The sequence below is a fragment of the Larkinella arboricola genome (assembly GCF_003259745.1).
Classification (GTDB): Bacteria; Bacteroidota; Bacteroidia; order Cytophagales; family Spirosomataceae; genus Larkinella; species Larkinella arboricola.
This window is the reverse complement of sequence record NZ_QLMC01000003.1, coordinates 460,932-481,461: the sequence shown is the minus strand read 5'-3', so window position 1 is coordinate 481,461 and position 20,530 is coordinate 460,932. Positions and strand designations below refer to the sequence as shown.

The 20,530-nt window shown below is 52.1% G+C and carries 12 protein-coding genes and 1 tRNA gene; 5 read left to right on the top strand and 8 right to left on the bottom strand.

Annotation, left to right across the window (positions count from 1 at the left end; translation table 11 throughout):
• Positions 1–71: 71 nt before the first annotated feature.
• Both LX87_RS13350 and LX87_RS13345 read right to left on the bottom strand, forming a co-directional pair.
• On the bottom strand, positions 72–1,853 hold the full coding sequence (locus LX87_RS13350; protein ID WP_111628735.1) for a M3 family oligoendopeptidase: 1,782 nt from the start codon (positions 1,851–1,853) through the stop codon (positions 72–74).
• Complete coding sequence (locus LX87_RS13345; protein WP_111628734.1) at positions 1,853–2,926, bottom strand: ferredoxin--NADP reductase; 1,074 nt, start codon at positions 2,924–2,926, stop codon at positions 1,853–1,855. Before LX87_RS13345 ends, LX87_RS13350 begins: the two co-directional genes overlap by 1 nt.
• 244 nt (positions 2,927–3,170) lie before the next feature.
• On the opposite strand from LX87_RS13345, the gene LX87_RS13340 reads away from it, so the two are divergent.
• Entirely contained in the window at positions 3,171–4,280 is a 1,110-nt protein-coding gene (locus LX87_RS13340) for a glycosyltransferase family 4 protein (protein WP_111628733.1), read from the top strand.
• A 492-nt stretch (positions 4,281–4,772) separates the two neighbouring features.
• Positions 4,773–10,934, top strand: a complete 6,162-nt coding sequence (locus LX87_RS13335; protein WP_111628732.1) for a putative Ig domain-containing protein — start codon at positions 4,773–4,775, stop codon at positions 10,932–10,934.
• A 72-nt stretch (positions 10,935–11,006) separates the two neighbouring features.
• Here LX87_RS13335 and LX87_RS13330 read toward each other — a convergent pair whose 3' ends face one another.
• Entirely contained in the window at positions 11,007–11,873 is an 867-nt protein-coding gene (locus LX87_RS13330) for an N-acetylglucosamine kinase (RefSeq protein ID WP_111628731.1), read from the bottom strand.
• Positions 11,874–11,893: 20 nt separating this feature from the next.
• On the bottom strand, positions 11,894–12,148 hold the full coding sequence (locus LX87_RS13325; RefSeq protein WP_211325308.1) for a cytochrome b5 domain-containing protein: 255 nt from the start codon (positions 12,146–12,148) through the stop codon (positions 11,894–11,896).
• A 127-nt stretch (positions 12,149–12,275) separates the two neighbouring features.
• Between LX87_RS13325 and LX87_RS13320 the strand changes: the two genes are divergently transcribed.
• Both LX87_RS13320 and thiL read left to right on the top strand, forming a co-directional pair.
• A complete protein-coding gene (locus LX87_RS13320) occupies positions 12,276–12,722 on the top strand; it encodes a hypothetical protein (protein WP_111629192.1) in 447 nt (148 codons plus the stop codon).
• Between the two features lie 88 nt (positions 12,723–12,810).
• On the top strand, positions 12,811–13,845 hold the full coding sequence (gene thiL / locus LX87_RS13315) for a thiamine-phosphate kinase (protein ID WP_111628730.1): 1,035 nt from the start codon (positions 12,811–12,813) through the stop codon (positions 13,843–13,845).
• 73 nt (positions 13,846–13,918) lie between these two features.
• Here the strand turns inward: thiL and LX87_RS13310 are convergent, their stop codons facing one another.
• Positions 13,919–14,992 carry a mannose-1-phosphate guanylyltransferase gene (locus tag LX87_RS13310; RefSeq protein ID WP_111628729.1) on the bottom strand — a complete coding sequence of 358 codons (1,074 nt, stop codon included), beginning with the start codon at positions 14,990–14,992 and terminating at the stop codon, positions 13,919–13,921.
• Between the two features lie 554 nt (positions 14,993–15,546).
• Between LX87_RS13310 and LX87_RS13305 the strand changes: the two genes are divergently transcribed.
• Entirely contained in the window at positions 15,547–18,519 is a 2,973-nt protein-coding gene (locus LX87_RS13305; RefSeq protein WP_229310651.1) for a TonB-dependent receptor, read from the top strand.
• Positions 18,520–18,565: 46 nt separating this feature from the next.
• Here LX87_RS13305 and LX87_RS13300 read toward each other — a convergent pair whose 3' ends face one another.
• The 3 genes from LX87_RS13300 to LX87_RS13290 all read right to left on the bottom strand — a co-directional run bounded on the left by LX87_RS13300 (position 18,566) and on the right by LX87_RS13290 (position 20,439).
• Positions 18,566–19,444 (bottom strand): MerR family transcriptional regulator, encoded by an 879-nt coding sequence (locus tag LX87_RS13300; protein ID WP_111628727.1) that lies wholly within the window; start codon positions 19,442–19,444, stop codon positions 18,566–18,568.
• A gap of 201 nt (positions 19,445–19,645) precedes the next feature.
• A complete protein-coding gene (locus LX87_RS13295) occupies positions 19,646–20,296 on the bottom strand; it encodes a carotenoid biosynthesis protein (protein ID WP_111628726.1) in 651 nt (216 codons plus the stop codon).
• 67 nt (positions 20,297–20,363) lie between these two features.
• Positions 20,364–20,439 (bottom strand) — tRNA-His (locus LX87_RS13290).
• Between the last annotated feature and the right edge of the window lie 91 nt (positions 20,440–20,530).

Below are 20,530 nucleotides of genomic sequence, written 5' to 3'. Positions count from 1 at the left end.
ATTTAGTACAAAACTATAGACTACCGGCCAATTAGCCAATAGTCCCTCTAATTTTTATCGAGAGCCGCCGTTCAGCTTTTCAGCCGCTCGATTTCACTCCAGACAAACTGAATGAGCCGTCCGATATGCTCCTCCGAGAAGTCGAACGGAACATGGGCCGCCCGGTAAATTTCGTTGATCGGAGCCGTATAGCCGAGTTTCAGGGCGTTCATATACCCCTGAAGGCCCTTTTGCGGATCCTGGCGGAAATTCATCCAGACCCCGATGGCTCCCAGTTGCGCAATACCGTATTCAATGTAATAAAACGGTACTTCGTATAAATGTAATTGCTTTTGCCAGCTATAGGCTTCGTATTTTTCGAGTCCCTGCCAGTTCGTAACGGTGTCTGAAAATTCTTCGAAGATGCGCAGCCAGGCCGCCGGACGGTCGGTCGCAGAAGCCGCTGGGGTGGCTGCTGTTTCGTACACCCAGTGCTGAAACTTATCGACCGTAGCCACCCACGGCAGGGTTTCGATGATGGATTCCAGGTGTTGAATTTTGGCGCGTTTTAAGTCCTCGGGATTTTCGAAAAAGGCATCCCAGTAATCCATTGTGAGCAGTTCCATCGCCATCGACGCCAGTTCGGCCACTTCCATCGGCGGGTTGCGGAACGGTTTCAGGGGCAGGTCACGGGTCAGAAACGAATGCACGGCATGACCACCCTCGTGAACCATCGTCACCAGATCGCGCAGGCTCGACGTGGCATTCATGAAAATAAACGGAACGCCAATTTCTTCCAGCGGATAATTGTAACCACCCGGTGCCTTGCCCTTGCGCGATTCGAGGTCCAGGTGCCCCATTGCCTTCATAATGCGCAGGCAATCGCTCAGATAGGTGCCGCCAGCAGCAGCATCGAGCCGACCAAAGCAGGTAATCGTTTTATTCAGCAATTCGTCGCCGGTCTCAAACGGCTTCAGCGCGGGCAGACCGTCGGGGTCCACTTTGGCATCCCAGGGCCGCAAGGTCTCAAAGGAGGGATCAGCTTTCGCCAGCTTTTGTTTCCGTTCCTGAGCGAGTTGATCCAGCAGCGGCACCACGGCTTTGGCCACCGATGCGTGGAAATTGAAGCAGTCCTGCGGGGTGTAATCAAACCGGCCCATGGCCGCAAACATATAATCGCGGAAATTGGCAAACCCGGCGTTGACAGCCACCCGATGACGCAGATCAACCAGCCGGTCGTAGAGTTCGTCCAGCGAGTCCGCATCTTCGTACCGTCGTTCCTGAATTTTCCGCCAGACCTCCTCACGCACGGCCCGGTCGGGTGATTGCAGCAGGGTGCTGGCCTGCGGAAGCGTGATTTCCTCCACAACGCCTTCCGCATTTGGCATCTCAATGGTCATCGCTCCAACGATTGCGCCGTATTTGCGTTGCTCGGTCTGGATGTCGGTTTGCAGCGGAATATTTTCGTCCCGGAAAATTTCGATGGCTTTTTTCATTCCGCGAACGGTAATGTCGAAGCCCTTGTCCCGCAGTTCAGCCAGATACGGGCTTTCAACAGCCAGCTTATCCAGTCGGTTTTCGTAGGCCGATAACTGCGGCTGAATCTCGGTAATGAAAAAATTGAACTGGTTGATCAACTCCGGGTCGGAGGTGTCGCAGGTCATCCGGATGTACCGCCAGGCGAAGTTTTCGGACAGGAACGATTCCAGTTCGCTGCGATCGGCAAACCACTGGCGCAGTTCGTCGGCGTTATGAATCGGGCGCTCAACGAGATTGTCGTACAACGGTTTTACTTCGTCCCAGGTGTTCAGAACAAAATCTTCGCCAATGAACGGGCGGGCCGGACGGGTTGGAATGACTAAAGTGGGTTCCATTATTCAATTTCAATTACGACATCATTGGTTAACGGGTGCGCTACGCAGGTCAGAATGTAACCGGCTTGCAGTTCGGACTCGGCCAGACCGTCTTCTTCATCCAGATGCACTTTGCCCGACAGGCAACGACCCATGCAGGCCGTACACATACCGGCCTGACACGAGTAAGGCAGGTCAATGTCCAGTTCGAGCGCGGCTTCCAGAATGGTCTGGTGCGGCTCAACGGTAAATTTGTACTCGCTGCCTTCGTACAGGATGGTTACTTCCGGGGTTGACGAAGCCGGAGAGGCCGTTTCTTCTTCAACGACCTGCCCGTGCGTTTCGTGCGAAGCCGCCGTGGCAAAACTTTCTTTATGGACCTGCTCGTTCGGTATGTTCAGGATGCGGAGCGCCCCACGGGCTTCGTCCATCAAACCGTCGGGACCGCAGATGTAATAATCGGCCCGCCGGAGTTCGTCTACCGGCAGGGCTTCCAGAATCTTGAGAATGTTCGACTGGTTTAAGCGCCCTTCCAGGCCGTTCCAGCCCGCTTCGGGTTGGCTCAGCATATACGTGATCCGGAACCGTCCGCCCGACTGCCGGGCCAGTTCGTTCAGTTCTTTTTCAAAAAGAGTCGATTCTTTGGTCCGGTTACCGTACAGCAGCCAGAGCTCGGTCCGGGGTTCTACGTACAGAATGGATTTGATCATCGAGATCAGGGGCGTAATACCGCTTCCGGCTCCGATCAGCACAATCCGGCGCTGGTTTCTGGGGTCCAGTTTCGGAACAAACGTACCCAGCGGTTCGAGGGTCTCCAGAACGTCGCCGGGTTTGGCATGGTCGCAGAGGTAATTGGAAACCGTACCGCCCGGCAATCGCTTGATCGTAACGGCCAGCGATACATCAGTATGCGGAGAACTGGACATGGAGTATGACCGGCGCACTTTCTGGCCGTCGATGGGTAAAATAAAGGTCAGATACTGGCCGGGCTGGTACCGGATAACTTCATTAATGGGGTGCCAGAAGTGAATGGTAACAGCGTCCGGGGTGTGCCGGACGACTTCTTTTATTTTCAGAAAATAACGATTTGCCATAATTCCAACGATCGCCGGAGCGATCCAGTCATCTATTATCTGTCGGCGGTGAGTATGCAGGGCGGGAAACCGTAAAAGGAAACCGTTAAGCCAACGAAGCCGCAATATACAATTGAATTGCCAATCGTTCGGGTAACAAATTGTCGAGCCTTCCGGTTTGCCGATGACGGTGGCAAATTTCCGTTGATATAACGGTACTCTGCGTATTTCGGCGGATATTCGCAGCCGAAGTGTGATTCCAGCCATGAAAAAAATCTTATTCTTCACGCCATATGGCTCGTTTACCGGCTCCGAAGTGGTGTTGTGGACTTACTTGCAGAATTTCGACCGGGGCCAGTTGCGGGCGGCTTTGTACAGCGAGCAGCAGGGGCCGTTGACCCAGCAGTTGCCCGCTGATATTCCGCTGTTTACCTCGCCGTTTGACCGCGGAAGGCTTCAGCGGATCTATTCCAAAGTAACTAACGCGATGGGGGTCGAAGTGTATAAAAACAACATCCGGCGGATTCAGGAACAGTATCAGGCTGACTACTGGTATTTGAATACCGTGCTGATGTTTCCGCTGTCGTCACTAGCCGAGCAGATGGGCGTCAGGACAATTTCGCACATTCATGAACTGCATTCCTCGTTTGAATCCATTGGCTATCAGGAGATGGCGCACGCCATGACGTACTCGGATCTGGTCATTGGCGTGACGGGACAGATTTGTGAGCTGGCCACGGTGATGGGGGCCAAAAAGACGGCTTTGCTGTATCCGGTGGTCGATTTAAGCCGAAAGACGATCTCCAGCCAGCGGGTTGAAGAACTGCGGAAACAACTGAAGATTGCACCGGGGGCATTCGTCTGGACGATGGTTGGTACGCGCATTTACCGCAAGGGCGTTGATCTGTTTCCGTTCATTGCCCAGGCGCTGGCCGATCAATCCTGTCATTTTATCTGGATGGGAAACTCCAAACCCACGGGTCTGAACTACCTGGTCGATAGCCAGGTCAAGGCGCTGAACCTGCCCAACGTGAGCTTCGTTGATGTGCAGACTGACGACTATTATAACTACCTGCAACTGGCGGACGGATTGGTCATGACCTCCCGCGAGGAACCGTTTGGTAAGATCATGACCGAAGCAGCCTCGCTCGGAAAACCGCTGGTTGCACCGAATGCGGGAGGAGCCAGAGAATTTATCAGTCAGGGAATGGGCGAACTTATCGACTACCCGACCCCCGAAGAATTCCGGAAAGCGATGCTGAACGTGATGCAAAATCCGGCGGCCTACCACAAGGAGCTATTGATTGAAAAAAGCCATCAGTTTGACGCTGGAATCCAGACAAAACACTGGCAGGAAGCGATCCTGGCACTATAATGTACTAATTTATGCTGGGATTTCATTGGATTATTGCAATTTTCCGGCACCAGTCAATAAATTTCGTAACCATAAGCACAATATTTTACACCTTTCTTCGCTACAGGTTTTAGTTAAGCCTGTCATGTCTGGCAAATGCCAGCTTAATCCCGTACTCTATGAATTATAAAAGCTACGTCTATTCATTTGCGTCGTGACAACAGTACTCCGATTGGTTTTAAGCTACTTTTCATTCCAAAAGCATCATATATTGGAATGATTTTTGTCCACAAAAACGTGCGAAACCGAATATAGCAGTTATTCGATGGTCTGACTGCTGCCAATCTGACCAATCGGGGTTCGGGCAGGAACGTTCCTGCTGCGAATTCAACCAACCAAAAATAGCTTTGAATGAGTACCGCAGAACAGAAGGTGTGCGAGCCGTCTCCGCGCCTGTACGGGTTTGTGTGACTTTATCAGGCTATTCGTACGTTCAATTTAGCCTTTGCACTGATGATCAGAACACTACTCTCAACGTTATTCTGCCTTTTCTTCTTCGCCCTGATCGCACCGCTGCCGCTGGTCGGCGCCAAACCGTCAGCAACGTATACCGTTGCCCCTAAAATTCCGGGTGGGCAGCGTTATCTGGCCATTGTAATTTTCAACTACGAGACCGATGCCCAGATTGACGATGAACGGATTGAGAATGCGGGCCGTATGGGTTGTAACGCAGCCGAGATTTCCGTACACTGGGATCACGTTTATCCAACCCGTAATAGTGCTCCGAACTGGCACGTGGTCGATTCCCACATCAACACGGCCCTGCGGATGGGCATGAAAGTAGCCCTCCGGATTCACCTGGCCCGCGACCCCAACCGGCTCAACGGCTTCTGGAATGCCGAAGAGTCCATGAAAGCGGCTGATAATACCCAGATGAATTTCGCGAGTGGGGTTCAGTTCAGTTTTGCCCACCAGCCCACCCTCGATCTGGCGAAGGACTTTATCCGTCAGGTGACCCATCGGTACCAATATTTGCAGCAGCAGGACCAGTTGCTGTTTTTTTCGGTGACGGTATCGCCCATTCAGGAAGCCGAATATTCACCCCGTAACGGCGGTGCCAACGGTTCATATCCAATTCCGTTTGATTACGGTGAACCCATGAAACAGGGGTTTCGGCAGTGGTTACAGGGACGGTTTTCGCTTGAATCTTTAAATAAACGCTGGGGCAGTGACTTTAGTCGCTGGGAAGCCGTTAACCCGCCCCCCTACAACCAGGCTGATCCGTACATTTCATTTAACCGTGGCCGCTGGGGTGAAGACTGGTACGTGTTCCGGCATCTGATGCTGAAGCGGTTTCTTGACGAAACCAACCGGACAATCAAAGAAATAAACGGAGCCATTCAGGTGGTCAACCAGCACGGGTCCGTCTGGGATCGCCAGAGCGGTTTGCGGGGTACGTTTGCCTTCCGGAATCTGGCCCAGAATGCGGACGGGGTGAAGATCAACGACGGCCCGGAATACAACCACCGGTTTTCGATGGATGTGGTGCGGAGTAACGTCCGGCCGGGTGGCTGGGTTTGTAACGAAGTGGATGGGATGTTTTACAGCACCGTACCCGTTCAGCGGTTTTATGAGCAGGTGGAAGAGAGTTTTGAGCACGGAGCGCAGCTGGTGACACTCGCTAACTTCGGCAGTTGGGATGCCCGCGATAAACTCAACCAGTTGATTCAGCGGGTGGTTAGCCGGGGTCTGCTCAGCCAGCCGGTTACGCAGGTTCAGCCCGCCAGCAACACCTCGTACAAGCTGTCGGCCATGGTCCGCGACGATGTGAGTAATTTGGAATACCGTGCCAGTGATCAGTGGTCGCGGCAGTACGTCCAGAACGGTCGTCGGCCCGTCAACATTGTGATTGATGAAGACTGGCTGGAAGACAATGCCAACCAGGACCCGCGGGTGAGTCGGCCCATTCCGAACCAGACGGCCTACGTTGAAAGACCGTTTGAATACAACATTCCCTCCGGTACGTTCGAAGACCCGGACGGTTCGATCACCAAAGTAGAAATCACTTCCGGTCTGCCCGCGCTGGGTCTTTCGGCCAACGGCGTGACCATTTCCGGTACGCCCAACGCAACGGGTACACTGACCATTACGGTTCAGGCCATCGACAACAAGAATACACCCGTAACAACGCAGTTTCAGATCAAGGTATTGGGCCAGAACGCCAACGAGGCCCCCGTTGTGTCGAAACCAATTGACGACCGTACCGCCAATGTGGGGCTGGACTACGCGTTTACCATTCCCGCTGAGACGTTTAAAGATCCCGACGGCCGGATTGTGAGCATCGAGGTATCCGATTTGCCGGGCGGTCTGTCGTACAATGCCGATCAGCGTCTGATCAGTGGGAAACCAACCAGCGAGGGCGTTTCAACCATTACGCTGAAAGCCACCGACGACAAGGGAACCAGCGTTTCGACCAGCTTCAGGCTGACCGTCACCAGACAGGAAGAAGTTAACCGGCCGCCCGTTGTGAGCAAAACGATTCCCGACCAGACGGCTACGGTTGGAAAGGATTTTACCTATACACTGGCAGGGGAAACGTTCTCCGATCCGGACGGTGAGGTTGCCAGCATTGAGTTAGAGGGCCTGCCAGACGGTTTTGGGTATGACTCCGGTAGCCGGAAAATTAGCGGGATGCCTACCCAGCCTGCAACCGTTACCGTCAAGGTAAAGGCTACTGATAACAAAGGAGCCAGCGTAACCACCGAATTCCGGCTGACGATCAAGAACGCAGGTTCGTCGGAACAACTGGTGCTGCTGGAGCCTACAATGGATTGCAATACCGGGGAAATCAAATTCCGGACGAGCGGAGGAGACGGTTCCAGAATTGAATTCCGGGCAGTTGGTATTGTGGAGGACTGGACGACGGAAACAAGTTTTACGGTGGCACCCTGGCTGCGGAATGGAACGACGTTTGAAATTCAGGCCCGGCAGAATGGCAAAGAGGTAAAATATTCCTATACGTCGCCCTGTAAAGGATACGAACCGCCGGTGGTAGCCAACCCGATGAGCGATCAATCGTACCGGGTGGGAGAATTTTTTATCCTGCGAATTCCGGCTGAGACGTTCCGGGCTTCCACTTCATACGAGATTACGGTCAGCGCCTTGCCGGAAGGAATCTGGTACGATAAAGTAACGCGGGCCATATCGGGTACCGCCACCAAAGCCGGTGAGACAACCATTACGCTCACGGCTACCGATGAGCGGGGCACTAAGGCCGAAGACGGATTCCTGCTGACAATTCGGGATAACACCACCAAGCCGCTGGCCATGCTTTCGCCGACGTTTAATTGCCAGACGGGTAAGTTGACCATCCGTACCGAAGGCGGTAACGGCAGCGCCATCACCTACTCGATTCAGGGTATTGCCGACTGGACGAGCAACTCTGCCTTTACGATCGACCTTGACAAACGGAACGGCGCCGAACTCCGCTTGCTGGCCCGCCAGGGCGACCGGGAGGTGAGCTATGTCTACAAAACGAGCTGTTCGCCATCGTCTACGCTGGACGACCAGACGATTGTTGTTGGGCAGTACTACAGTTATACCTTGCTGGACCCGGGCGCTGGCATCACCTATAAAGTGAGCGGTTTGCCAGCCGGGTTATCGTATAACACCGAAAACCGCACCATCTCCGGAACGCCCACCGAGACGGGAGTGACGACGCTCAGTCTCAAAGCGGTGGATGATAAAGGTAACGATATTGGCGAATTGAGCTTCAGGCTCATTGTTGTAGAGAAATCAACCAATCCGGTGAGTGGCAATTACGAAGGTTTTCTGGACCTGGTAAGCTGCCTGAACGTTGCGGGCTGGGTGTGGAACCGCGATCAGCCCAACACGCCGGTAACCATTGAGTTTCTGGTGGGCAGCAGCCTGTCATCGGCTCGGGTGGTGGGCACGATCGAAGCCAACCTGTTCCGGCAGGATTTGAAAGATAACGGCAAAGGCAATGGCAGCCACGGCTATCGGTGGGACACCCCTGAGGAATTGAAAAACAACCAGACGTATTCGATCTGGGGTCGGGTGAAAGGCAGTGATTACCTGCTCAAGGGGTCGCCCAAAACGTTAAGTTGTAATGGCGATACGCCCTCAAATCCGGGGAAACCTACCGATCCAGCACCGGCTAATCAACCGCCGGTAGCACCGAATGTAGCGGATTTGACAGCCACGGTCAATACGGCTTTTCAGACGGCTTTACCAGCTTTTACTGACCCCGAGAACGGCGCGTTGACCTATTCCATGAGTAATATGCCCAAAGGCGTGGATTTTGATCGGGTCAGCCGGGTGTTGACCGGAACGGTTACGACGCCGGGAAGTTATAAACTGACGTATACGGCGACCGATAAGCAGGGTGCAAAAACCAGCGTTGAGGTTAGATTGACGGTATCGGATGGAAGCACACCCAACGAACCGACTAACCCCACCAATCCGGTGAGTGGCAATTATGAAGGTTTTCTGGATCTGGTAAGCTGTCTGGACATTGCGGGCTGGGTGTGGAACCGCGATCAGCCCAACACACCGGTAACCATTGAGTTTCTGGTGGGCAGCAGCCTGGCCGATGCGAAGGTAGTTGGTACGATCGAAGCCAACCTGTTCCGGCAGGACTTGAAAGACCACGACAAAGGTAATGGCAGCCACGGTTATCGCTGGAATACGCCCGAGGAACTGAAAAATAATAAAACCTACCTGATCTGGGGCCGGGTTCAGGGAACCAGCTATCTACTCAAGGGGTCACCCAAAACGTTAACCTGTAATGGCGATACGCCCTCAAATCCTGGAAGACCTACCGATCCAATACCGGCTAACCAGCCACCGGTAGCCCCGAATGTAGCGGATTTGACGGCCACGGTTAATACGGCTTTTCAGACGGCTTTACCAGCGTTTACCGACCCCGAGAACGGCGCATTGACCTATTCCATGAGCAACATGCCCAAAGGCGTGGATTTTGATCGGGTTAGCCGAGTATTGACTGGAACGGTTACAACGCTTGGAAGCTACAAACTGACGTATACGGCGACCGATAAGCAGGGGGCAAAAACCAGCGTCGAAGTTAGATTGACGGTATCGGATGGAACAACGCCAACAACACCTGAAACGCCCACCAATCCGGTGAGCGGTAACTTTGACGGTTATCTGGACCTAGTAAGCTGTCTGAACGTTGCGGGTTGGGTGTGGAACCGCGATCAGCCCAACACACCGGTAACCATTGAGTTTCTGGTGGGCAGCAGCCTGTCATCGGCTCGGGTGGTGGGCACGATTGAGGCCAACCTGTTCCGGCAGGATTTGAAAGATAACGGCAAGGGCAACGGCAGCCACGGCTATCGGTGGGATACGCCCGAAGAGTTAAAGAACAACCAGACGTATTCGATCTGGGGTCGGGTGAAAGGCAGCGATTACCTGCTCAAAGGGTCGCCCAAAACGTTAACTTGCAACGGCGATACCCCCTCGAATCCGACAACGCCGACGAAACCCACCGAGCCGACGACGCCGGTTGATTCTCCTCTGGCGGTGCTGGCACCCGACTACAATTGTCAAACCGGACAGATTACGTTCCAGACCCGGGGTGGCGATAAAACCAGGATTGAATACCGGGTTGCTGGTGTAACGGACTGGACCACTCAGGCTACGCATACGCTGAACCTCACCATGCGGGAGGGAAGCACCCTGGTGATTGAAGCCCGACAAAGCCAGAAAATCGCTACCGCCAGCTATACCACGGTTTGCGCAGACGGTTATGCGCCCATTAAGGATCAGGTGCTTATCAAAGGCGTATCCTACAGCACGACGCTGGAAGAGGTAGAAGCGGGCGCCCGGCTTGAGGTGACCGGCCTGCCGGAAGGCATCGCATTTAACGCGGCTGACCGGAAAGTGAGCGGCAAGCCCCAGAAAGCCGGTGAATATACCGTGACGGTAAAAAGCACGAAAGATCAGAAGAGCTACAGCATCCGGTTTAAATTGACCGTCCGCGAACCGGAATTAACGGTGCAGTTGATGAAAGCCGGTAATGAATCCTCGCGTCAGGTAATTCAGGTGTTAAATGACAACGACGCCGTCGGCGTCCGGAATCTGCCCGACAAAATTGATTTCTTCTCGACGGCAAACGTACCCGTGGGCAGCATCGCCTTCGAACTGACCGGCACATCGTCTAAAAATAACGTCGATAACGACGGGCCGTACGGCTTATTTGGCGACGATAACGGGATGAAACCTACCACGGGGTCGTATATGCTGCGGGTAGCGGCCTTCACGGGTGCCAATGGAACAGGTGAGCTGATTACCACCAAAAACGTTACGTTTAAGTTGGTGTCGGGCGGGGGACGTATTGCGGGTAGCGCCGAAGCCGCCGGTGAAGTCTGGCAGGTTTACCCGAACCCGGTTCGGGAGGTTATTAACCTGACCTTACCTGCCAGTTTGCCAGCTCAATCCGGAACAATACCGTATACATTTTCGCTGACATCCACCGGCGGGGCGCAGTGGGAATTGCAGGGAAATACCGTTGAAAATAACCGTCGTAAAGTGACGCTGGACGTGAAAACGCTGCAATTGCCGACGGGCCTGTATTTCCTGCGGATTCAGAACAACGAAGGAGTTCAGAAAGTCATCAAGATTCTGAAGCAATAATTTTTGATTTTCCTATCACGAATCAAAAAAGCCCCTGATCATCAGGGGCTTTTTTTGCGGGAGGTGAACGCATTACGTTTCGGATGACAGTGACTCCGCATCCTGGTGATAGAGCGTGAGCCCGGCAATGGGGGTTTCCAGAATACGCCGGACGGTCAGTCCTTTGTCATTGGCTACCTGCCGCAGAATATCGCTGTAATAAAAAGCAACCGAACCCACGAAGTGAATCGGCGTCTGCTCCGAGTCGGAAAACTTCCGGATATAGGTGTCGAAAAAAAGACTAAAAGCGTCGTACACAATCTGGTACGCTACCGGATGGCTGCGGTTATCAAACAGAAATTTTGAAAAACCCGCGAAATAGCGGTTTGGAAAAGGCTGTTTGTAGGCATGATCCAAGACCGTCAGCCGATCCACTTTGGGGTACCGTTTCTGGAATTTATCGGCTAATTCCTGCGGCAACTGACCGTGCAGAAACCGCGTCACCAGCGTTTTGCCCAGATACCCACCGCTGCCTTCGTCGCCCAGCCAGAAGCCCAGCGTGCCGCTTAGCTGCGCAATATCACGGCCGTCGTACAGGCAGGCGTTGGAACCCGTTCCCAGAATGCAGGCAATGCCGGTTTCATGACCGCAGAGCGCGCGGGCAGCCCCGAGCAGATCGCTGCTCACTTCAACGGTTTTAACGGCGGGGAAAACCGTTCGGATGGCTTTTTCCACCACCCCGCACGATTCCTCGCTGTTGCAGCCGGTGCCATAATAAAAAACGTCTGTTACCGTTTCCTGAACGGCTGGTAACAGATTGGTTTGCAGTTCGGTCGCGATGGCGGCACTATCCTGATAATACGGGTTGAAGCCAATGGTGCGGGCCTGGCTTACCTGACCCCGCGGATCGATGGTACGCCAGTCGGTTTTTGTGGAGCCACTGTCGGCAATGAGAATCATTTCGGACTGATATTTGCTGATTAATGAATTAGTTTTCCGACGGGCTGAAACCGGCCAAAAACCCACTCGCCGTGGGGTGCATCGGCCAGTTCGTCGGTTAGATCCTGACCGGCCCAGTGCTCATAATGCTTGCCCTGGCGCCAGAGTCGGCTGGATGAAACGTCGTAGATAATGCCCCGGTAAGCACACCAGACTTCGTCGCGGTCGGAGCCGTTGCGGAGCGCCAGTTGCGAGCGGGTATATTCTTTCAAAGAATCCTGTTGACCAGTGTTCATAGGGATACTGACAGTTCAGGCAGCAAAAATGCAACTTTACAGATAAGTTTAGAGCAGGATTTCTTAAAAACACGTAACTTTAACGCTACTAATGAACACTGAAAAGACTTTAATTTTTGAATTTTTTATGAAAAGAACAGCTATTATCGCCTTTGTGGCCGTGTTGGGTTTGTTTGCGGTTCTGACCGGTTGCAGTAAGAACAAAACCGAGCCACTCTCGGAGCGGATTGCCAAAAACTGGTCGGCGCAGAAAGTGGAAGAAAACAACGTGGTGGTTTATACCAAAGGCGCATCAAGCAACGTCAGACCCGGTTATTCGCAGTATTCGCTGGATTTGAGCAACCCGCCAACCGTAGTGATCAAGCAGGTGGACGGCTTTACCTCAACGGGCCAGTACGAATTGCAGGGCGACACCCGACTGATCCTGAAGAACCTGAGTCCGGCGCCAACCGACGGCCCGACCATCGAATTTAATATTGGCGCGGTAACCGATAATTCATTGGAAATTACCCGCACAACGGCAGACCGTAAAACCGGTGGTACAACAAACAAGTATACCCTGTCAAATCCGTAATGAATCAGGTTGCGGATACTGACAGGAGCCGTTTGTTTTTTATTTTGCCGTTTTCGAACCGAAAGCGGCTTTTTTGCTTTAGAACTGTATGAATACACGCACGGAACTGGAATCGGTTGGCGAAATCGCCCTGATTCAACGCATTAGCCAGGGTTTTGCCGCGACCTCCCACGCCGAAACCGTTCGCGGTATCGGGGATGATGCGGCTGTGATTGATACCGGCGGACCCGATTACGGGTTGATTTCGACGGATATGTTGCTCGAAGGCGTCCATTTCGACCTGGCCTACTCGCCCCTGAAACACCTGGGTTTTAAAGCCGTTGCCGTGAATGTCTCAGACATTGCGGCCATGAATGGAACACCGCTGCAAATTACGGTCAGTATTGCCCTCAGTAATCGGTTTTCGGTCGAAGCCGTTGAAGAGTTATACAGCGGAATCAAAGCCGCCTGTGAAGCGTACCGCGTCGATCTGATCGGGGGAGATACCACCTCGTCGCGGTCCGGGCTGGTTATTTCGGTAACGGTATTTGGCAAGGTAGCGAAGGATAAAATTACGTACCGCAATACCGCCAAGCCCAATGACGTGGTCTGTGTAACGGGCGACCTGGGAGCGGCATTTCTGGGATTGCAGCTATTGGAGCGGGAAAAGCAGGTGTATATGGCAAACCCCAATATGCAGCCGGAGATCAGCGAAGATAAGTCGTATGTGCTCGAACGGCAGCTCCGCCCATCGGCCCGCACCGACATTGTCTACGAACTTCAGGATCTGGGCGTGGTACCAGCGGCCATGATCGACGTTTCGGACGGCCTGGCTTCCGAACTCATGCACATTTGCACCCAGTCGGGCACGGGAGCCGTTATTTTCGACGAAAACATCCCGATTGACGACGTGAGCTATCTGGTGGCAACGGAGTTGAATTTGAGCCCCCTGACGGCGGCTCTGAATGGCGGAGAAGATTATGAACTGCTGTTTACGATCCGTCCGCACGAATTTGAGAAGCTGAAAAATCACGCCCGCATCACGCCCATCGGCTACCTGACCGACAAACCGGATTCCATTCTGCTGGGAACCAAAGCCGGACAGTATACACCCATCAAGGCGCAGGGCTGGAAACACTTTTAAAATAAACGGATAAACGATGAACCCATGCTTTGCGGCTACTGATTCATCGTTTATCCGTTAGATCACATCATGTTTAAACGAAGTGAGTTCCGTGGTTTTTGGCGTCAGCCACGAATTCCTTCACTTTCTGCTCTTCTTCTTTGGGGCAGATCAGGAGTACACCGTCGAATTCGGCCACAATAAAACCTTCCAGGCCGCTGATAACGACGAGCTTGTTCTTGGGCGTTTTGATGATGTTGTTGCTGGTATTATAGAGGAGGTGCGTACCGTCGGTAACGTTCTGGTTTTCGTCTTTTCCCGATACTTCGTACAGCGATTTCCACGTTCCCAGATCTGACCAGCCGAAGTCACTGAGCACCACATAAACGTTCTTGGCTTTTTCCATGATACCGTTGTCAATGGAAATGTTTTTGCAGAGCGAATAAGCCTTGTTGATAAAGGCATCTTCCTTTTCGGTAAAATACCACTCGTCTCCTTCCGCAAAAATCTCAGCCGTTTCGTGCATATAGGCTTCAAACGCTTTCCGGATGGCCTGGGCGTTCCAGACAAAAATACCGGCGTTCCACACAAATTCGCCACTTTCCAGAAACTGCTGGGCCAGCTCCAGATGCGGTTTTTCAGTGAACGTTTTTACTTTCTTAATGGACTGGCTATCCGCATCCGGAATATACTGAATGTAACCGTAACCCGTATCCGGGCGGCTGGGCTGAATGCCGAGCGTAACCAGAATGTCCTGATTGGCCGTGGCTTCCAGAGCCGTGCGGATTGTATTTTTAAATTCCTCTTCTTTCAGAATAATGTGATCGGCAGGGGCCACAACCATGTTGGCCTGCGGGTCTTTCTGAGCGATTTTATAGGCAGCGTAGGCGATGCAGGGAGCGGTATTCCGACGAACGGGTTCGCATAGAATCTGATCGTCGCTGAGGTACGGAAGTTGTTCTTTGACCAGTTGATGGTATTCGGCACTGGTTACAATATAGATATTTTCGTTCGGGCAAATACCGTCAAAACGCTCCGCCGTTTGTTGGAGCAGCGATTTCCCGGTTCCGAGAACATCGTGAAACTGCTTGGGGTAGTTGGTGCGGCTAAATGGCCAGAAACGGGTTCCGACTCCTCCGGCCATAATAATTACATACGTATGATTCATAGCAATTTAAAACTCTGGATATACATTTAATCCCTTAAATTGAAGAAGGGGCTTCTAAACTACAAGGAATGCGTCAAAAAGTTAGTGAAGTCTGCGTTTTCTTTGAAAATGCTTGGTTAAAACAGGATTTTAATAACGAAACAGATTTATAGTTACTGGTCGGTTCAAAATCTCACGTAAAAATTGGAGTGACAACTGCCCTGCCACCAACTACGGGAGACCGTATCAAAAGTACGGAACGGTGTTGAAGAAGAAGAATAAATGCACATTACGGTTTGATTAATTCAAAATTCAGCAAAAGCAGCGCAGCAAGGAAATCCTTACGGGCCAACTTCCGGGTTATAACCATTAATGTGGGCGGAGAGGGCTATCGATTAACAAATTATGAGTTGGTGACCCAGGACTTTGAGACTTACTTCTCGTTTGGTAATAATTTATTGTAAATGCTGTAATTTTCTTGCAGTTTAATGCTAACCTATTCCCTATGTTAAAATAATTACTGGCTCATGAAAAAAAGCAACAAGCGGTTATCCCTGTTCGTTGGGTTCTGGCTTATGACAACCACATGGTGCCTTGCCCAAACAAGAATCACCGGAACGGTTACGGAAGAAACCTCACAAAATCCGCTAGTGGGCGTTAGTATCACCGTAAAAGGAACCGTAGCCGGAACCATTACCGACAACAAAGGCCAGTTTTCTCTGACCACTACCGTTCCCACACCCCTTACCGTTGTGGTTTCATCCGTAGGTTTTCAGACCCGCGAAATCCCCGTTGAAAATCCGTCTGGTTTGACAATTGAATTACGGGAACAGGTGATGCTGGGCCAGGAAGTGGTTGTATCGGCATCGCGCGTGGAAGAGAACGTTATGAAGTCGCCGGTTACGGTCGAAAAAATGGACATTCGTTCCATTCAGTCGGCTCCGGCTGCTACGTTTTATGACGCCCTGCTGAACCTGAAAGGCGTTGACATGAGCACGCAGAGTCTGACGTTCCGGTCGGTCAACGTGCGCGGATTCAGCGCCAACGGTAATACGCGGGTGGTGCAACTGGTCGATGGAATGGACAACCAGGCGCCCGGGCTTAACTTTTCGGTGGGCAATATTGCCGGTATTTCGGAACTGGACGTTGAAAGCGTTGAACTGCTGCCCGGTGCTGCTTCGGCGCTCTACGGCCCCAACGCCATCAACGGGCTGCTGCTGATGACGAGCAAAAATCCGTTTCAGTACCAGGGGCTGAGTGCATACGCCAAAACCGGCATTATGTCGGCCAGCAACCGGAGTACGGCCACCACGCCGTTCTACGACGCCGGTATTCGGTACGCCAAAGCCTTCAACAACCGACTGGCGTTTAAAGCCAGTGCTTCCTACCTGAGTGCCACCGACTGGCAGGCCACCGATTACCGGGATCAGGGTTTTGCCAACGGCTTTACGATGGCTAACGGCACCCGCCCGGCCAATCCTGGTTACGACGGTATTAACATTTACGGGGATGCCAGTGCAAACTTAAGTGCGTTTCAAAGTACAGTTGCGCAATTTTTACCGGTTCCTCCCGCTCAGATTGCCCTGATTTCGCCACCTTTAGCCGAGATCATTGGGGGGATTAATCAACTGTCGGCGGCTACCAACATTCCGGCCACGCAAATCATCAACGATGTTCTGCTGCCCAACGTAACGGTATCCCGGACGGGTTATGCCGAAAATGAACTGGTGGACTACAAAGTCAGCAGTCTGAAACTGAACGGTGCGCTGCATTACCGCATCAACGATAATCTGGAAGCTATTCTGCAAGCCAACTGGGGAACGGGTACGACGGCTTACACCGGTCAGGACCGTTACTACATCAAAGGCTTCAGCATCGGTCAGTACAAGGCCGAACTACGCGGTTCCAACTTCTTTGTGCGGGCCTACACAACGCAGGAACGCTCCGGCGATTCGTACGCCATTGGAATTTTGGGGCAGGGAATCAACGAAGCCTGGAAACCCAGCCTCGATCAAAGTAACCTGACGGGATCGTGGTTTCCGCAATACGCCTTTACCTATGCCGGTGGGGCTTTGCAAACCTTTGGTACGGCCTTTACCCAGGCCGCAGCATCCAATCCGGCCACGGCATACCAGACCGCGCTTGGTGCGGTAAATGCCATGGCCGGTAATCTGCACACAGCCGCCCGCGCGGCCGCCGATCAGGGACGGTTTTTACCGGGAACCCCGCAATTCGATCAGGCGCTGGCTACCGTGACGGGGCGGCCGCTGCCCGGAACGCTGCCTAATCTGGGAGCCAAATTTCTGGATCGGACGAACCTGTATCATGGCGAGTTTATGTACAACTTCAGTAAGCTGATTGATCCCGCTACTGTGGAGCTTATCGTAGGGGGGAATGTGCGCCAATACGCCCTGAACTCCGGCGGAACCATCTTTGCGCTGGACGAAAACAACAAAGAGTTTAAAATCAATGAGTTCGGGGGCTACGCTCAGGCTGCCAAAACACTGGCCGACATTCTGAAACTGACGGGTTCGGTTCGGTACGATAAAAACAACAACTTCAAGGGCCAATTCAGCCCCCGGTTGTCGGCGGTTTTAACGCTGGCCAAAGTTCACAACATCCGGGCGTCGTTTCAGCGCGGTTTCCGGATTCCGACCACGCAGGCGCAGTATATTAACCTGAATACGCCGAGCGCCCGGCTGATCGGTGGCTTGCCGTTGTTCCGGGAGCGGTTTAATTTTTCCGGAAGCCCGGTGTATACCCTCGAATCCGTGCGGGCGTTTGGGGCTGCGTTACAGGGCGGTACGGCTTTGCCTCAGGCGGCTCAGGCGCTGCAACAATACCAGCCCCAGCAATGGAACCCCGAACGGGTTGAAACCTACGAAGTGGGCTACAAAGGGCTGATTAACAATAAGCTGTTTATCGACGCCTACTACTATTACAACCGTTTTCTGAATTTTGAAGGGGCTCAGGTCGTTGTGCAGGGTGCACAGCCCGCAACCCCCGCCAACCCGGCGTCGCTGCTGCAATTGATCAGCGGTACCACCCGCAACATTTATAGCTTCTACGTCAATGCGCCCGTTCAGGTTAAAAACCACGGTTGGGCCGTTAGCGCCGACTATTTGCTGCCGGGTAATTTTATTGTCGGCGGTAATGTATCGTATAATGATCTGGCTAATCGCGGTTCGCTGCCGAGCGAATTTGTGACGTTCTTCAATTCGCCCAAATACCGTTATAACCTATCGTTCAGCAACCGCAACATTCGCGGAAGCGGTTTTGGCTTCAACGTCATTTTCCGGCATCAGGATGCGTTCTTGTGGGAATCAAGTTTTGCAAATACGGAGGCTACGCTGCGAAAGCAAACCACCATTCCGGCTTTCAGCACCCTGGATGCGCAGGTGAGCAAGCGCATTCCGGGCATCAAATCGATTCTGAAAGTAGGCGGGACCAATGTATTGGGTAAACTCTATACCCAGGCGTGGGGCAATCCAAGCGTCGGCGGGATGTATTATGTTTCGCTGACGTTTGATGAGTTGATGAATCGTTGAGTCAGTTATCATAAAACCAGGCCATTCAATGCCGAATGGCCTGGTTTTATGACGTTGCTACGCGGATCAGATCATCTGTTGTGTTGATAATCAAGCCGTTGTCGGGTAGTTGAATGTCCTGCCCCACAACCTGGTAGCCCGTTAATAATAATTGCGAATCTGGAAACCGTTTCGCCAGTTTATCCACAAAAGGCTGCACCTCATGATTACTGGGCGAGGAGGTGATGGACGTAAACAGATAATCCGGCTTATGAGTCTCATACGCAAACTCCAGCTCTTTCAGGGGCAGGCTTTGTCCCAGATAAATTACCTTATGGTGCCGCGCCCGAATGACGTAGTTAGCAAACAGCAACCCAATTTCGTGTAATTCCCCTTCCGGTAAAAACAGCATGAATTTTTTAGCCGTGGGTCGCTGTTTGTTGAGTTGCCCATCAATGGCGACAATAACTTTCTGGCGAATCAAATTGGACATGAAATGCTCCTGAGCGGGGCCGACGGAGCCCGTTACCCATAGCGTACCAATGCGGCTGAGAAACGGATAAATGATGTTAATCATGGTAGATTCGAAGCCGAACTGCAAAATGTTGGTACTGATAATTTTTTCGAAGCGGTCTTCGTCCAAATCAATCATCGCAATTGTCAGGGCATGAATCTGGTCCGGATAATTTAGTTTACGGTCGGATAGGTTTATGACTTCCTGCGCCATTTCGCCCAACGACATCTTCGAAATTTCCGATATTTTAAAGCCGTGATCTTTCAGGAGGGAAATATTAAGGACGAGCTTCAGATCCAGGTCGTCATAGGTACGAATGTTTGTATCTGTCCGCTTGGGAGAAATAATGTTGTACCGCTGCTCCCAGATTCGAAGCGTATGCGCCTTGATTCCAGAAAGTTGCTCAAGATCTCTAATCGAGTAGGTACTCATGGGAATATTGAAACGTATACTTGTCCCGAGCCAGGTACGTTAAAAAGACGTAAAACGGCTTCTGCATACAATTTTAGGCAATTAAAACTAGGCGAACAAGCTACCGAACAGGGCACTGATGGTACCTGAGAATGTCTGGCAATTTAAGTTCAGAACATTCAGGCAGGGTTAAACCACTTTAACAGTTATTAAACCAAAATGTTATGGTTTAGTGAGGAAGAAGAATACCAGATTGTTAAGAATGAAAAATACAAATTGAAGCAAGAGGAGCGGAATGGCCAGACGGTTCTGCTTGCGGAATGGCAGACCGTACCAGATTGACAGAATAACCAGGGAAACGACCCACCAGCCCAGGTAATTTCGAATGGGAATCTCGGGTTCCAGCCAGTTCCAGAAGTCGAGTTGAATGGCAACGGGTTCAATCCATAAATCCAGCAAAACCATCAGGAAGGCCGCCAGGATGGTTTTGAGATAAACCGGTACGTTTAACCGATCACAAATTACCCCACAGCAGTACGTCAGCATCAGCCAGTTGACGCCAATGATGATGGGTACATCCCAGAGTTTCCAGCCGAGCGTAGCGCCATATTCATACACGCCAAAGACAAAACCGGTATGAACGCCCAGCACTTCGACCAGAAAACCCAGCAGAATCGCCAGAAGGCAGTAGAAAAGAAAAGAAGGTTTCCAGTCGGTATGAAACAGCAACAGGATGGCCAGAGACGCCAGCAGATTGAACGGCACCAGACTTTTAAAGAGCGGAGCCAACGCCGGTACCTGTAAACCTATTAGTCCGGCCAGATAAGCCAGCGTCAGAATCGTCAGCGCGGGGCGGTACAATCGGTCGGGCATGACGCGAGAAGTAAAAGGTGCAGGAGATAAAATAAAAAAGCCCTGTTTTTGACAGGGCCAATCGGGAGGGAGAAAGACGGGTCTCGAACCCGCGACCTCCAGAACCACAATCTGGCGCTCTAACCAACTGAGCTACATCCTCCGTGTATGGATTGCAAAAGTAATAAAGAATGGTGAATTATGAACGATAAACAGTGAAATTTTATTCACGAAGTTCGCTTATCGTTCATAATT